Annotated in this window: 9 protein-coding genes and 1 tRNA gene; 7 read left to right on the forward strand and 3 right to left on the reverse strand. The window is 60.5% G+C overall.

Annotated features, from left to right (window positions below):
* Nucleotides 1-7 precede the first annotated feature (7 nt).
* Nucleotides 8-916, forward strand: coding sequence for an ABC transporter permease subunit (locus MRBLRC7O_RS01315; RefSeq protein ID WP_003503296.1), 909 nt, complete (start codon nucleotides 8-10; stop codon nucleotides 914-916).
* 4 nt (nucleotides 917-920) lie between these two features.
* Nucleotides 921-1,733, forward strand: coding sequence for an ABC transporter permease (locus MRBLRC7O_RS01320; RefSeq protein ID WP_020010469.1), 813 nt, complete (start codon nucleotides 921-923; stop codon nucleotides 1,731-1,733).
* Nucleotides 1,734-2,046: 313 nt separating this feature from the next.
* Here the strand turns inward: MRBLRC7O_RS01320 and MRBLRC7O_RS01325 are convergent, their stop codons facing one another.
* Complete coding sequence (locus tag MRBLRC7O_RS01325; RefSeq protein ID WP_162686163.1) at nucleotides 2,047-3,711, reverse strand: ABC transporter permease; 1,665 nt, start codon at nucleotides 3,709-3,711, stop codon at nucleotides 2,047-2,049.
* Nucleotides 3,712-3,790: 79 nt separating this feature from the next.
* The gene (locus MRBLRC7O_RS01330) at nucleotides 3,791-7,573 is read right to left on the reverse strand and encodes an ATP-binding protein (RefSeq protein ID WP_080865828.1); all 3,783 of its coding nucleotides are present in this window, start codon (nucleotides 7,571-7,573) and stop codon (nucleotides 3,791-3,793) included.
* A gap of 315 nt (nucleotides 7,574-7,888) precedes the next feature.
* Here MRBLRC7O_RS01330 and MRBLRC7O_RS01335 point away from each other — a divergent pair.
* The 3 genes from MRBLRC7O_RS01335 to MRBLRC7O_RS01345 all read left to right on the forward strand — a co-directional run bounded on the left by MRBLRC7O_RS01335 (nucleotide 7,889) and on the right by MRBLRC7O_RS01345 (nucleotide 10,602).
* Nucleotides 7,889-7,965 (forward strand) — tRNA-His (locus MRBLRC7O_RS01335).
* A 271-nt stretch (nucleotides 7,966-8,236) separates the two neighbouring features.
* Nucleotides 8,237-9,865 carry a Ppx/GppA phosphatase family protein gene (locus MRBLRC7O_RS01340; protein ID WP_003503289.1) on the forward strand — a complete coding sequence of 543 codons (1,629 nt, stop codon included), beginning with the start codon at nucleotides 8,237-8,239 and terminating at the stop codon, nucleotides 9,863-9,865.
* The gene (locus tag MRBLRC7O_RS01345; RefSeq protein WP_003503282.1) at nucleotides 9,862-10,602 is read left to right on the forward strand and encodes an RlmE family RNA methyltransferase; all 741 of its coding nucleotides are present in this window, start codon (nucleotides 9,862-9,864) and stop codon (nucleotides 10,600-10,602) included. Before MRBLRC7O_RS01340 ends, MRBLRC7O_RS01345 begins: the two co-directional genes overlap by 4 nt.
* Here MRBLRC7O_RS01345 and MRBLRC7O_RS01350 read toward each other — a convergent pair whose 3' ends face one another.
* Nucleotides 10,603-12,000, reverse strand: a complete 1,398-nt coding sequence (locus tag MRBLRC7O_RS01350; RefSeq protein ID WP_003503280.1) for an MDR family MFS transporter — start codon at nucleotides 11,998-12,000, stop codon at nucleotides 10,603-10,605.
* Between the two features lie 209 nt (nucleotides 12,001-12,209).
* On the opposite strand from MRBLRC7O_RS01350, the gene MRBLRC7O_RS01355 reads away from it, so the two are divergent.
* Entirely contained in the window at nucleotides 12,210-13,211 is a 1,002-nt protein-coding gene (locus MRBLRC7O_RS01355; RefSeq protein ID WP_003503278.1) for an MBL fold metallo-hydrolase, read from the forward strand.
* Nucleotides 13,212-13,390: 179 nt separating this feature from the next.
* Nucleotides 13,391-14,896, forward strand: a complete 1,506-nt coding sequence (gene guaB / locus MRBLRC7O_RS01360; RefSeq protein WP_020812622.1) for an IMP dehydrogenase — start codon at nucleotides 13,391-13,393, stop codon at nucleotides 14,894-14,896.
* The last annotated feature ends 40 nt before the right edge of the window (nucleotides 14,897-14,936 follow it).

The raw sequence follows: 14,936 nt of genomic DNA on the forward strand, positions 1-14,936 counted from the left end.
GGCTTTCATGGCGATCACCACTCCCGAAAACCGGCAAAGCCCCTGGCGCTGGCTGGTCGTCGCGGTTCCCTATTTCTGGCTGCTGCTGTTTTTCGCAGCACCCTTCTTAATCATCTTCAAGATCTCGCTGTCGGATACGGCGATCTCCATGCCGCCCTATACGCCGGTCTTCGAAGGGTTTTCGAAGCTCGGCGAATTCTTTTCGCAGCTGGATTTCGAGAATTACCTGTTCCTAACGGAAGACCCGCTCTACATCGACGCCTATCTGTCGTCGCTGCGCATCGCCTTCATCTCCACCTTCCTGCTGCTGCTGATCGGGTATCCCATGGCGCTGGCCATGGCGCGCGCACCGTCATCCATTCGCCCGACGCTGGTGATGCTGGTGATCCTGCCGTTCTGGACCTCGTTCCTGATCCGCGTTTACGCCTGGATCGGCATTCTGAAGCCGGAGGGCCTGCTGACGGTGCTGTTCCAGTCGATCGGCCTTCTGGGGCCCGACCAGCAGGTCAACATCTTCCGCACCGAGACGGCGATCTTCATCGGCATTGTTTATTCCTATCTGCCCTTCATGGTGCTGCCGCTTTATTCGGCGCTGGAAAAGCTCGACAATACGCTCCTGGAAGCTGCTGCCGATCTTGGTTGCCCGCCATGGAAGGCCTTCTGGAAGATCACGTTTCCGCTCTCCCTGCCGGGCGTCGTAGCCGGGTCGATGATCTGCTTCATCCCGATAACGGGCGAGTTCGTTATCCCCGATCTCCTGGGCGGCGCGCAGACGCTGATGATCGGCAAGACGCTGTGGACGGAATTCTTCGGCAACCGCGACTGGCCTTTGGCATCCGCCGTCGCCGTGCTGCTTCTGCTGTTGCTGGTGGTGCCCATCGCCATCTTCCAGAACCAGCAGAAGAAGGTGGGGTGAGGCCATGAAGCGCGGAAAATTCGATATCACCGTCCTCACCCTCGGTTTTGCCTTTCTTTATATCCCGATCATCATCCTGATCGTTTATTCCTTCAACGCCTCCAAGCTGGTCACCGTCTGGGGCGGCTTTTCGCTGCAATGGTATCGCTCCATGTGGTCGAACCAGGGGCTGATGGATGCTGCCTGGGTGACGCTGCGCGTCGGTATCCTCAGCGCCACCATCGGCACCATCCTCGGCACTCTGGCGGCGCTGTCGCTCACCCGCTTTGCCCGCTTCCCGGGTCGGGTACTGTTTTCCGGCATGATCTATGCGCCGCTCGTCATGCCGGAGGTGATTACCGGCCTGTCGCTGCTGCTGCTCTTCGTGGCGGTCGGGGTGGATCGCGGTTTCTGGACCGTGGTCATTGCGCACACCACCTTCACCATGTGTTACGTGGCGATCGTCGTGCAGTCGCGCCTTTTGACCTTCGACCGCAGTCTGGAGGAGGCGGCGCTCGATCTCGGTTGCCCGCCGGTCAAGACCTTCTTCCGCATCACCCTGCCGCTGATCTTCCCCGCCGTTATCGCCGGCTGGATGCTGGCCTTTACCCTGTCGCTTGATGATCTTGTCATCGCCAGCTTCGCCACCGGCCCCGGTGCGACGACGCTGCCGATCAAGATCTACTCGCAGGTCCGCCTTGGCGTGACACCGGAAATCAACGCCATCTGCACGATCCTCATCGGGCTTGTGACCATCGGCGTTATCGTTGCCTCCATCGCATCCAAACGCACGGAGTTGCAGCGGATGCGGGATGAACACGCCGCCGCTCGACACTGATCAAACGGACCTCTTCGATTTTCTCGTGTTACTGTTGAAATCGCGATTAATTCAGGAACTTTTAATTTAGTTTCGGCGCTTTACGGTCTCAGAATAGGAATTTTCGTCGGTAATTGCTCGATTTTGGTTTTAACCGCTTGTTAATAGGAGTTGGCGGAAAGTAAACCCAACGCAGGGCTGTCAAATTTCTGATGGCCGGGATTGATAATTTCCATATCGCGAGGTTGTCCCCCTTTCTCTCGTTGAAAAAAAGCACAACTAATACAGGCGGTCGCAAGGCCGCCTTTCTTTTTGCCGCGACGGCCGATGCCATTCAGCGATTTTCCGGATGATCCATCGATTTCGAGACCAGCAGCACAGGAACAAGCCCGGCGATAATGATGATGATCGCCGGTACGGCAGCATCCTGCACCTTTGAGCGGGATGCATCCTCATAGACCAGCGTTGCCAGCGTGTTGAAACCGAAAGGCCGGAGCAGGATGGTGGCCGGCAATTCCTTCATGGATTCGATCAGCACCAGAAGAAAAGCAGTCAGCGCGGCCGGCCGCATGTTCGGCAACAGCACCTTGAACAGCGTCTGTGCCCGGTTGCGCCCAAGCGTTCGCGAGGCCATGTCGATATGCGGCGAGAGCTTCTGGAAACCGGCATCGAGCGTGCCTTCCGCCATGGTCATGAAGCGCACGGCATGGGCATAGATGATGGCGAAGGCGGTGCCTGATAGCAGCAAGCCGCTGGAAAAGCCGAAATGGGAACGGATGAACCCGTCGACGCCGTTATCGAGGCTGGCCAGCGGAATGAGCACGCCAATGGCGAGCACGGTTCCCGGCACGCCATATCCCATTGAGCCGAAGCGGGCGGCGACCTTGGAGGTACGCGAGCGCTCGGTGCGGATGGCATAGGAAAACACAAAAGCGGCAATCAGCGTCACGAAGGCGGCGGAAAGCGAGACTTCGAGACTGTGTCCGAGCGCTTTCAGAAGCTTCGGGGAGAACAGCGCGTCGAGCCTCTTTGCTGCGTAACCGCCGAGCACGATCACCGGAATGAAGAATCCGCTCGCCACGGGTACGAAGCAGAACAGGCCGGCGCACCAGCGCCGCCAGCCGGTCAGCGCCTTCAGCCGATGGCGCTGCGCCATGCTTGTCGCCTTCGGCGCGCCGAAGCGCTGTTTTTCGCGGGCGTTGCGTTCGATGACGATCAGTGCACCGACGATGATGAGGATGACGGCGGCGATCTGGGTCGCATTGGCAAGATTGCCGCGATTGAGCCAGGTCTCGTAAATGGTGAAGGTCAGCGTCTGGACGCCAAGATATTCGACCGCGCCGATATCGTTCAGCGTCTCCATCAAGACCAGAGACAGGCCAATGGCAATCGCCGGCCGCGCCATCGGCAATTGCACGGAGAAGAACACGTTCAGAGGCCTTGCGCCAAGCGTGCGGGCCGCGTCAGCCGCAAAACGTCCCTGCATGGAAAAGGCGGCGCGCGCCGAGAGATATACATACGGATAGAGTACCGAGCTCAGAACGATGACAGCACCGCCGAGCGAGCGTATATCCGGAAACCAGTAATCGCGGATGCTGTGATAACCGAAGGCCGCGCGAAGGGTGCTCTGCACCGGGCCGGTAAAGTCGAGAAACTCACCGAACGCATAGGCTGCCAGATAGGACGGAATGGCGAGCGGCAGGACAAGTGCTGCCGACAATAGTCGTCGCAGCGGAAACTCGAATGTGGTGATGAGCCAGGCGCAGACAATACCGAAAAATGCCGTCGTCGCGGCCGTCATCCCCAGCAGCATGAAGGTGCGAAAGCCGGCGCGCGGCAGAACATTGGCGAGAAGATGCTGCCACCCCTCCGTGCTGCCGGTCAGCGCCAGCCAGAAGATCGCCAGAATGGGCATGGCGGCAATGGCTGCGACAATGATGGCCGCAATCGGCAATAGCGAAACGCGTTTTGTCGCGGGAAGGGGAGCCGTCATGGGCATGCGAGCCTGCTGTCTTGCAAAAGCCTTAACCGGCTGATCCTTCAGCCGGCGGCTTTCGCATTGCTACGCCCGCATGACGTCAGTTGGCAAGAACCCGCTGCGACGGAAAGGTGATTTCCACCAGCGTTCCTTCATTTGGCGTCGAGGTGATGGAGAAATTCGCACGGTTGGCGTCCACCATGGCCTTGGTCAGCGGCAGGCCGAGCCCGGTGCCGTCGCCGCGCACGCGCTTGCCTGACGATGCCACCTGCCGGAAGGGTTTCATGGCCTGTTCCAGTTCCGAGCGCGTCATGCCGATGCCGGTATCGCGGATGCGCAGCGACACGCTGCCATTGGCCTCATAGGCCGTGGACACGACGATCTGGCCGCCTGATGGCGTGAAACGGATGGCGTTCGACAGGATGTTCAGCACGATCTGCTTGATCGAGCGCAGGTCGGCGACGATCTGCGGCACAGATTGCGCAAGGGCCGTGCGGATAATGACACGCTGGTTATTGGCTTGCGGCTGCACCAGCGACACCGCCTCGGCCACCGTCTCGTTCAGCGGCACGGCGATGAAATCCACATCCATCTGCCCGGCCTCGATCTTCGAAATATCGAGGAGATCATTGACGATATCGAGCACATGCCGGCCGGAGCGGCCGATATCATTGGAATATTCCACATAGCGCGAATGGCCGATAGGCCCGAAGCGTTCAGTCGCCATCATGTCGGCAAAGCCGATGATGGCGTTGAGCGGCGTGCGGATTTCATGGCTGACGCGCGCGAGGAAATCGGTCTTGTGGGCATTGGCGGTTTCCGCCGCGCGCTTGGCGTTGCGCAGTTCCTCTTCCGTGCGCTTCCACTGGGTGATGTCACGGATGACAACGCAATAGCCATGCGAGGATTTAAGCCGGCCGATGGTCATGAACAGCGGCAGGAAGCCGCCGGATGCCTCGCGGCCGATCACTTCGCGGCCATCATTCAGCACGCTCGCGACACCGTTATTGGCAAGGCCGGAAAGATAGTCCAGCACGGCGCGCTGGCTCTCATGGGCAAAGAGGGTGACGAAAGGTTTGCCGGCGATTTCGCCATTATCATAATTGAACAGCGCGCTGGCGGAACGGTTGAGCGAGCGGATTTCGCCTTCGTCTCCCAGAAGCACCACGCCATCGGTGGCGGTTTCCAGAATGGAGTGCAGTTCCTCCACTTCGCCCTGCAGGAGGGAGAGGCTGCCTGCTTCCGCATTTTCGATGTCGCCGGCCGCTATGTTTTCGTTGGCGGCCGCAACCGGCGCCTGCTTTTCCTCAAGCGGCACCAGCGACAGCATCAGCGCCTTGGTTTCTTCCCAGCGGATGGATTGTAGCCGCGCCTTGACCGGAATGATGTCGTTTTCGGCGCTGACGACGACCATGCCGCCCTCATTGTCAGGCATCTGTTCCAGATCCTGCCGCTGCAGCAACGCTTCCAGCCCGCCAACATCTTGCAGTTCGGCGAGAGACCCATAGCCCGTCAAGCGCAGGAAATCCGGATTGGCGTGGATCAGCCTGTCGCCGGCATGCACCAGAAGCGCAACCGGCATCTGGTCCAGCGTTTCGGCCGTCAACGCATTTGCGGGGCGAACGGACGGGCTGACCATGGAGGCGGCAATATCGGCAGTCGGCTGCTCGTCAATTGCAGTCTCCTGCTTTTCTTCAGAGCCGCTTTCACCCGCCGCTGCGCGAATAGCCGCGGGCTGCTCGCCACGAACGTAGTCCGCAAAAAGATCGTCTTCATCAGGCGGTTCGGTCGTCTTTTCGTCGGTTTCCGTGTCTGAGGGTGCGCTTTCCGGCGCATCCGCAACGATATCCTGCTGGATATCCTGTCCTGCCGGTTCGGCGGAAATGATCCCCGCATCCGCGTCCGAATTTTCCTCCGAAGCAGAATCCGCAGGCGCCAGGGCCCGGCCGATTTCGCGGAAGGCGGCCTGCTCGCCTGCGGTCAGGCCCTCGCGGGAGCGGGAACGGCGCTCCTCCAGATGGACGACCTTGTCGGAATAGGTTGGCTCCAGCGCCGGCGCTATGACAGGCGCTTCGAATTCCGGCGGGGTATAATCAAGGTGCGGTTCTTCGACAGGGACCGCATCCGATGCGCCGTCTGCCGCATCGAGGTCCGTTGCCGGGGCCTCATCCTCACCGGAATCGCCGCCTTCGTCGTCATCCTCATCGATAAAGGCCAGCAATTCGTGGCTTTCATCCTCGATAGACGGCTGCGGTAGTGCTTCTGCCGGATCGGCCTCTTCGCCATCGAGGAAGGTCAGGCCCGTGGCATGCGGGTCTTCGGTGGCATCGGCAAGCCGCACGATACCGAAACCGCGGAAACCGTCGAATTCGCGTGAGCGCGTATAGGTGGGCAGGGCGGCGAGATCGATCGGCACCATCAGCGATGTGCCTTCCACCGGCCAATGGATCGTCTTGCCCGACCAGGTGTCGCGACGGCCGAGAAGCTCGCGGATCTTGCCGTCGGGATCGAGATTGAACAGGGTCGCGACATCGGCAAAGCCCATGCCTTCCACGGCAGCAGCCTTCGCGCCCACGGCTTCCGCAAACTCATGCGAGATCGAGCTGAAGCGTCCTTCGGCGTCGATTTTCCAGACGAAACGGGAAGCGCGTGCACCAGCATTGAAGACAAAAGGCTGTGCTTCTTCGCCAGCGCCGTTGTCTGTCTCCTCGGTCTCCGTCGTTATCTCCTCATCCGCCGCAGGAGCAGCTTCTGACGGCGCGGTTTCGACGATTTCATCGTCCGCGGCTGCATTGTCTTCGGCCCGGGCCTCTTCGGCAGGGGCGTCGGCGTCGGCGATTGCTCGCTCGGTTAAGGGAGCCTCTGCTTCATCCTCATCAAGTTCGAAAAGATCGGCGATGTCGTCAGTCATCGCCATATCAGCAGCGGCGTCGGCCTCCTGCGCGGAAAGCTCCGCCGGGGTCTCCACTCCGTTTTCCGACAACGACAGAAGGCTGTTCTCATCCTGCTGCGCTGCCACTTCCTCTTCGGGATCGGCCGGCAGTTCCTGCACCTCTTCCACATCTTCGATGCCAGCGACGGCATCGAGCACGGAATCGAAGGAGGCGGCTGTTGCGACAGCAGGCGCGGCCTCCGCAACCGGCAAGGCGGGTTCGGCGGCGGTGGGCGTTTCCTGCGGCTTGTCTTCCGCAAAACCATTAACGGGGTCGAGTGTGCCCAGCGCGGTTTCGACCACGAACATCAGGTTCAGTTCAGGCGATGCCGCGATCTGGCCGGTAGCGGCGGGCAGATAGCCCTTGCCGGTCGGCACCGGCCGCTTGACGAGATGGCCGGACTGGCCGGCTGCCATCTTCACCAGCGTGCGCGCCGTGTGCGGCGTGATGCCGAGCGACGAAAAGCCGGGCGAGGCGGCGATAATTTCGTTCTCGCCGTTCAGAACCGCCATATGAATATCGGGGTCGTCAAAACCTTCGATCATGCGCCGGGCGCATTCTGCCGTGTCGGGTGCGGCCTGATCGGTAAGGGCCGAAAACAGGATGGCCGGCTGACCGGGCTCGGCCTCGATGATTTCCGCGCGCGCGGTGACGGCAAGGCTGCGGAAACCCGATGTGATGCGAATGGTAAACGGCAGGCTGTCGCCCGCTTTGGAAAGCCGCGCCGCCGTGGCCGCCAATTGCCGGAAGGTCACGTCCTGTGGCTTCGGGCCCTGTTCCAGAAAATCATAGACAATCGGCGTGTCGAACAGCGCCGCACCCCGGCCATTGGCCCAAAGGGCATTTTTAAGGTCCAGCGAGAACAGCGCCATGGCCGCGCCACGCCCGAAACCTTCACGCACCCGTTCATGTACTGCGATATCGATAAAGGGATACTGGACGGCGGGCATGTCGAAACCTATTCTGGCACTACCGGACCTTGCGGGCTTTCGGCTTCCTCATGAAGCGCAAAACGTAAACCCGCCGAGGCATCACGTTAACAGAATTTTAAATAACTTCACAGCGCTGCCGGGTCCACCATCTGCGGGATGAATCGCCAAATAGAGTTAACATCAACAGGCCGCTGCGGCTTCTCCATGTCAGCCCGGCCCATTGAAAAGAACTTGCCTTTCGACGCCTTTTTTCGCAAAATTCGAAGAGGCACTTGCAAATGGGGGAAACACCTTTTATGTCACCCCCCGTGACGCCGCTTCGGCGTTTCATGTGCGGTTGTAGCTCAGTTGGTTAGAGCGCAGGTTTGTGGCACCTGAGGTCGGTGGTTCGACCCCACTCAACCGTACCATTCCCCTCTCCCGATAAGTCTATATGTCACAGTGACTTACCGGGAGAGGGGAGTATTCTCTTCCGTCGATGCTATTCATGCCTGCGGATCCCTGCTGAAGCCCTGACGCCGCGCAGGCTGCTTCCGATTTCCGAAAATCCCCAAAACCATTGCGTGACTGTGTCGTTCCCATGCAGCGTGGGTAACGCATGAACCCTGGGCCATACGCAGCCCGGCAAAAACCATTTGGCTAAAATCTCTTGCGCTGGTATTGTCCGCCCAACGAAACCTTATGAAAGCCAGCAGCATAGCGTCTACGCTTGTGCGCGGCGAAATGGACAAGACAGTGATCGACCCCGGAAACGGCCCAAAGCCGTCGGAACAAGGGGCGTCGGTGGCGAACAAAGGGAAAGCGAAGCGATCCCGTCGTGGCAAGAAACACAAGCGTGACGGTCAGCCCCGTGACGCTGTTGTGCTGTCGCATGATGTTGCCGCGGATGTTCCGGCCGGTTCCTCCTACGTATCGGCTCTCGAGCCGGATGCCGAGCCGCGCAAGAGAAAGCGCCGCAGGCGCTCCCGCGGCAAGGGTACGTCTCAACAGGCTGCCCCAGCTTCCAGCGCGCAGACGCAGGCTCCAGCCGCAACAGATGCGGCCAATCCATCCTCCGTGCCGCCGGGCGGCGGGCGAAAGTCGCGCCACCGCAAGCGTGGGCATCGCGATCCGCGTAGCCGTGATCCACAGGGTCGTCCGCTGGTTCCTACCCATGCGCCGAAACATGTCGGCAAGCAGAATGGCCGGGCCAACGGGGCTGGACAGGAACCGCACCGGCAATCCGAAATATCCGCCCGCCACGCAGGCCGCCAGCACGAGCATGGCCAGGAGCCGCCGGCGGATATGTATGCCGCGCTCGATCTCGGCACCAATAATTGCCGCCTCCTGATTGCGCAGCCGACGCGGCCCGGTCAGTTCCGGGTCGTCGATGCCTTTTCGCGTATCGTCCGGCTGGGTGAGGGGCTGGTGTCGAGTGGGCGGCTGTCCGACGATGCCATGGATCGTGCTGTCGAGGCGCTGAAAGTCTGCTCCGCGAAACTCTCGGGCCGCCCGATCAGGCGCATGCGTCTCATCGCCACCGAGGCCTGCCGCGCTGCGTCGAATGGCGAAGAGTTTCTGGCGCGTGTCACGCGGGAAACGGGACTGAAGCTTGAAATCATCAGCCGCGAGACGGAAGCCCGCCTTGCGGTGTCTGGCTGCGCCTCGCTCGTCGGGCGTGAAGCACGCTCCGTCGTGCTGTTCGATATCGGTGGCGGATCCTCGGAAATCGCCGTTATCAAGGTCGGGGAAAATCGCTCGAACCGGCTCGCCAATCACATCACCCACTGGACCTCGCTGCCGGTTGGCGTCGTCACGCTTTCGGAACGCCATGGCGGCCGCGATGTGACGCCGGATGTCTTTGCCGCCATGGTGCGGGAAGTCGAAGGGTTGCTCGATGCCTTCCATTGCCCGCCTCTGGCGCCGCAGATGCATCACGAGGATTTTCACCTGATCGGAACGTCGGGCACGGTGACGACGCTTGCCGGCGTCCATCTCGATCTGCCACGATACGATCGCCGCAAGGTGGATGGCCTCTGGCTTTCCGACGCCGAGGTGACGGCGATGCAGGACAAGCTTCTGGCCTGGGATTTCGCCGGCCGCGCCGCCAATGCCTGCATCGGGCCTGACAGGGCCGATCTGGTTCTGGCCGGCTGCGCCATTCTCGAGGCCATTCGCCGCCGCTGGCCGGCGCGGCGTATGCGGGTGGCCGATCGCGGTCTGCGCGAAGGCCTCTTGACGGATATGATGGCGGATGACGGCGCATGGCGGCGTAACCGCATAAGGCGCATGCAGATGACACGGCAGGACAGGACGGAAGGTTTGACATGAGCAAGGCGCCGACAAGCACCAATCGCACCGGCCGAAAGATCGGCCAGAAGGTCAAGAAGACCAAGCTCAAGGCCTCATCGCGCCGTTGGCTTGAACGTCATATCAATGACCCCTATGTGCAGCGCGCCAAGCTTGAAGGCTATCGCGCCCGCGCCGCCTTCAAGCTGCTGGAAATCAACGACAAGCATCAGATATTGAAGGGCGCGACCCGCATCATCGACCTTGGCGCCGCACCCGGAAGCTGGTCGCAGATCGCTTCGAAGGTGACGGATTCCACCGAGGACGATATCCGCGTCGCGGCGATCGATTTTCTCGAAATCGATCCCATTCCCGGCGTAAAAATCCTGCAGCTCGACTTCCTTGATCCGACAGCACCCGAAAAGCTGATGGAGGCCGTTGGCGGCACGCCTGATCTGGTATTGTCGGATATGGCGGCGCCCACCACCGGGCACCAGAAGACCGACCATATCCGCACCATGCATCTGTGCGAAGTCGCTGCTGATTTCGCCGTTCAGGTGCTGGCGGAAGGCGGCCATTTCCTTGCCAAGACCTTCCAGGGCGGCACGGAAAAGCAGTTGCTGGACATGCTGAAGAAGAACTTCAAGCAGGTGTTGCACGTCAAGCCGGCGTCCTCACGCTCGGAATCGGTGGAAATGTTCCTGCTTGCCAAGCACTTCAAGGGCCGCAAGAACGAGCCGGTTGACGCATCCGAAGCCGACGAGGCGGCGGAAGACTGATTACTCCGCCGGTTGCGAGACCTTGCCGCGGTGGCCGGAGACGGCCGCCCCGGCATTGCCGTCCATGCGGATGATCGGCACGATGGCGAACAGCGATACCAGCGCCACGATGGTGAAGGCGACGTGGAAATCGGCAAGCTGCAGATGCGAGCCTGACATCATGCTGCTGACTTCCAGAATGGAGGCGGCGAAAGCCACGCCCAGCGCCAGGCTGATCTGCTGCAGTACAGACGCCATCGAGGTCGCCTGACTGGCCTGGCTGTCCTCGATATCGGAATAGCTGAGCGCGTTCGACCCGGTGAAGAAGAAGGAACGGGCAAACCCCGCCGTGACAAGGAAGATCATGATCAGCGGATAGGGCGTTTCCGGCGTGAAGAAGCTGTTGGCAAGCGTTGTGAAGGCGCCGACGATGCCGGCCCCAATCAGCGTTGATCGGAAGCCTGTCGCCGCAAAGACCCGCTTGGCCATGAATTTCGTGGTGATCGCACCGATCGCGCCTGCAAAGGTGATCATGCCTGACTGGAACGGGTTCAACCCGAAACCGATCTGCAGCATCAGTGGCATCAGGAAGGGAATGGCGCCCGTGGAAATGCGGAAAACGGTGCCGCCAACAGAAGCCGCCCGGAAGGTGGCGTTCTGGAATATGTGGAAATCCAGAATGGGGGCAGGGTGGCGTGCGGCGTGGCGCATGTAAAGAAAACCGCAGATGAAACCGATGATCGTCGAGGCGATGCCGATGGCGGGCGGCAGGGCCGGAAGGCTGACGACCGACAGACCGAATACGACGCCGGAGGCGGCGATGCCTGAGAGCACGAACCCTTTGCCGTCCATCGGCGGTGGGTTGGTGGTTTCGATTTCCGGCAGGAAGATCGTCGAGAGCCAGATGCCGATGACGCCGATGGGCACGTTGATGAGGAAAATCCAGTGCCATGAAAAATAGGTGGTGATGAAGCCGCCGATGGGCGGGCCGGTCAGTGGCCCTACAAGCCCCGGTATCGTCAGCAGCGCCATGGCGGAGACGAGTTCGCTGCGCTTGGTCGTGCGCAGCAGCACGAGGCGGCCGACGGGCGTCATCATCGCACCGCCCATGCCCTGCAGGAAACGCGAAAGCACGAATTCGAACACCGACGAGGACACCGCGCAGCAGATCGACCCCACGACGAAGACGCCGATGGCGAAACGGAAGATTTTCTTCGCACCGTATTTGTCGGCCATCCAGCCGCTGATGGGAATGAAGATCGCCAGCGCCACCATATAGGCGGTCAGCGCGAGCTTCAGCGTGATCGGCCCAACATTAAGGTCGGCTGCAATCGCCGGAAGCGAGGTGGCGATGACGGTGGAGTCCATCTGCTCCATGAAGAGAGCGACTGCCAGGATGAGGGGAATGATGCGGTTCATGAGGCTGCCTGCGGCTTTCCGCTGCGACAAAGGATATCGCCGTTCCTCCTACGCCTGATGAGCGGGCTTGCCAACACGTTAATTATCAATTTCTCAAGTTCTGATCAAACCTGCGTGAGGCCGGTTTTCTTGCAACTTTCTCGCTCTATTGTCCGTTGGGTGAGTTCAGTTGGCGATCACGGCCAGTTGGCGATATCGGGAGAAAGATGATGACCCAATCCTTGAGCATGAGCAGACGCGGCCTCATCGGTGCGGCCGGTGCAAGCGTTCTTGGCGCGCCGCTTTTGATGGCGCGCAGCGCAAATGCCCAGACCAACCAGCCGCAGACTTCCATGGAGATCAAACACGCCATGCCGCCGGAAACCAACCGCTTCAAGCTCGGCAATTTCGAAGTGCTCGTGGTGAAGGACGGCTCGCGCGCCGCACCCAATCCCGGCGAGACCTTCGGCACGGATCAGTCTGCGGAAACGGTCGGCAAATTGCTGGAAGACAATTTTCTGCCGAAGGAGCAATTCGTCAATTCCTTCTCGCCGGTTCTCATCAATACAGGCACGGACCTCGTGCTGTTCGACACCGGTTTTGGTGAGGCCGGTCGCGGCGCCGGCAACGGCCGCCTGACCGAGGGCATGGCGGCGGCCGGTTATTCGCCTGAAGATGTAACCGTGGTGGTGCTGACCCATATGCATGGCGATCACATAGGCGGGCTGATGGAAAAGGGCGCGCCTGCGTTCTCCAAGGCGCGTTATGTTTTCGGCCAGGCGGAATATGATTTCTGGGCGGACGAGAAGCGTGTCGGCACGCCGGCCGAGGGCGGCCATAAGGGTGTTCTGGCCAGCGTCAAGCCGCTGGCGGAAAAGGCGACCTTCATCGGTGATGGTGGCAATGTCGTGTCCGGCATCACCGGCATTGCGGCTTTCGGTCATTCGCCTGGCCATATGATCTTCCGTGTCGAATCGGAAGGCAAGCAGCTGATCCTGACGGCGGACACGGCCAATCATTTCGTCCTGTCACTGCAAAGGCCGGACTGGGAGGTCAAATTCGACATGGACAAGGCGGCGGCGGCCGCGACCCGCAAGAAAGTCTATGACATGATCGCTACCGACCGGCTGCCCTTCCTCGGGTATCACATGCCTTTTCCGGCTGTCGGTTACGCGGAAAAGCTGGAGACGGGTTACCGTTTCGTGCCGAAATCCTATCAGTTCGATATCTGATATCTGCTGCAATGCAGCAACAGAGGGGACCCGGAAGGCAATTCCGGGTTTTTTCTATTCCCTTCCTGTCATGAACGTGTTACCAGCCCTCGCCAACTTCCAAGCAATCCTTGCAGGGCGCCGGGGTGAACTTTTCGTTCCGGAACGGCCACGCATTTTCATTATGAAGGAATTTGGTCATGGCACGCATCATTCAAACACCCACTGGTTTGGACGCTCTCACATTTGACGATGTGTTGCTGCAACCCGGACATTCCGAGGTTATGCCGGGACAGACGAATATCGCCACCCGCATCGCCCGCGATATCGATCTCAACCTTCCAATCCTCTCTTCCGCCATGGACACGGTGACCGAAGGCCGTCTCGCTATCGCCATGGCCCAGGCCGGCGGCATCGGCGTTATCCACCGCAACCTCACCCCCATCGAACAGGCTGAAGAAGTTCGGCAGGTGAAGAAGTTCGAAAGCGGCATGGTCGTCAACCCGGTCACGATAGGCCCGGATGCGACGCTTGCAGAAGCGCAGGCGCTGATGAAGGCGCATGGCATTTCCGGTATTCCGGTGGTTGAAAATGGCGGCTCCGGCGGCCACAAGAACGGCCGCCTCGTCGGCATTCTGACGAACCGCGACGTGCGCTTCGCTTCCGATCCGCAGCAGAAAATCTATGAACTGATGACCCGCGAAAATCTGGTCACGGTCAAGGAAAGCAGCGTCGATCAGCAGGAAGCGCGCCGCCTGCTGCACAAGCACCGCATTGAAAAGCTGCTGGTTGTGGACGGAAAGGGCAATTGCGTCGGCCTCATCACCGTCAAGGATATCGAAAAATCGCAGCTTAATCCCAATGCCACCAAGGATGCGCAGGGCCGTCTTCGCGCCGCCGCCGCCATCAGCGTTGGTGCCGATGCCATCGAGCGCGCCGAGCGCCTCATCGATGCTGGTGTAGACCTTCTGGTCGTCGATACCGCACACGGCCATTCGCAGCGCGTGCTCGATGCCGTTTCGGTGGTCAAGAAGATGTCGAACTCGGTTCGCATCATCGCCGGCAATGTCGCAACCGCTGACGGCACCAAGGCGCTGATCGATGCCGGCGCCGATGGCGTCAAGGTCGGTATCGGCCCCGGTTCCATCTGCACCACCCGCATCGTCGCCGGCGTCGGCGTTCCGCAGCTTGCCGCGATCATGTCGTCGGTCGAGGTGGCCAATGCGGCTGACATTCCTGTCATCGCCGATGGCGGCATCAAGTTCTCGGGCGATCTGGCCAAGGCAATCGCCGCCGGTGCTTCCGCCGTCATGATCGGCTCGCTTTTGGCCGGTACGGATGAAAGCCCGGGCGAGGTGTTCCTCTACCAGGGCCGTTCCTTCAAGGCCTATCGCGGCATGGGTTCCGTTGGCGCCATGGCGCGCGGCTCGGCAGACCGTTATTTCCAGGCGGAAGTGCGCGATACGCTGAAGCTCGTTCCCGAGGGCATCGAAGGCCAGGTTCCCTATAAGGGTCCGGTTTCCGGCGTGCTGCACCAGCTGGCTGGTGGCCTCAAGGCCGCCATGGGTTATGTCGGCGGCAGCAACATCAAGGAATTCCAGGAGCGCGCCACCTTCGTTCGCATCTCCAGCGCGGGCCTGCGCGAAAGCCATGCTCATGACGTGACGATCACCCGCGAAAGCCCGAACTATCCCGGCGCGGTTTGATCTTTCGAGCCGAATCCGTAAAAAGATAGGCTAGTTATTT

It is taken from the genome of Agrobacterium radiobacter (assembly GCF_040801995.1).
GTDB classification, from domain to species: domain Bacteria; phylum Pseudomonadota; class Alphaproteobacteria; order Rhizobiales; family Rhizobiaceae; genus Agrobacterium; species Agrobacterium radiobacter.

Coding starts and splice junctions, on each gene's coding strand:
- MRBLRC7O_RS01315 (WP_003503296.1), top strand. CDS start 8: ATGGCGATCACCACTCCCGAAAACCGGCAAAGCCCCTGGCGCTGGCTG.
- MRBLRC7O_RS01320 (WP_020010469.1), top strand. CDS start 921: ATGAAGCGCGGAAAATTCGATATCACCGTCCTCACCCTCGGTTTTGCC.
- MRBLRC7O_RS01325 (WP_162686163.1), bottom strand. CDS start 3,711: ATGCCCATGACGGCTCCCCTTCCCGCGACAAAACGCGTTTCGCTATTG.
- MRBLRC7O_RS01330 (WP_080865828.1), bottom strand. CDS start 7,573: ATGCCCGCCGTCCAGTATCCCTTTATCGATATCGCAGTACATGAACGG.
- MRBLRC7O_RS01340 (WP_003503289.1), top strand. CDS start 8,237: ATGAAAGCCAGCAGCATAGCGTCTACGCTTGTGCGCGGCGAAATGGAC.
- MRBLRC7O_RS01345 (WP_003503282.1), top strand. CDS start 9,862: ATGAGCAAGGCGCCGACAAGCACCAATCGCACCGGCCGAAAGATCGGC.
- MRBLRC7O_RS01350 (WP_003503280.1), bottom strand. CDS start 12,000: ATGAACCGCATCATTCCCCTCATCCTGGCAGTCGCTCTCTTCATGGAG.
- MRBLRC7O_RS01355 (WP_003503278.1), top strand. CDS start 12,210: ATGACCCAATCCTTGAGCATGAGCAGACGCGGCCTCATCGGTGCGGCC.
- guaB (WP_020812622.1), top strand. CDS start 13,391: ATGGCACGCATCATTCAAACACCCACTGGTTTGGACGCTCTCACATTT.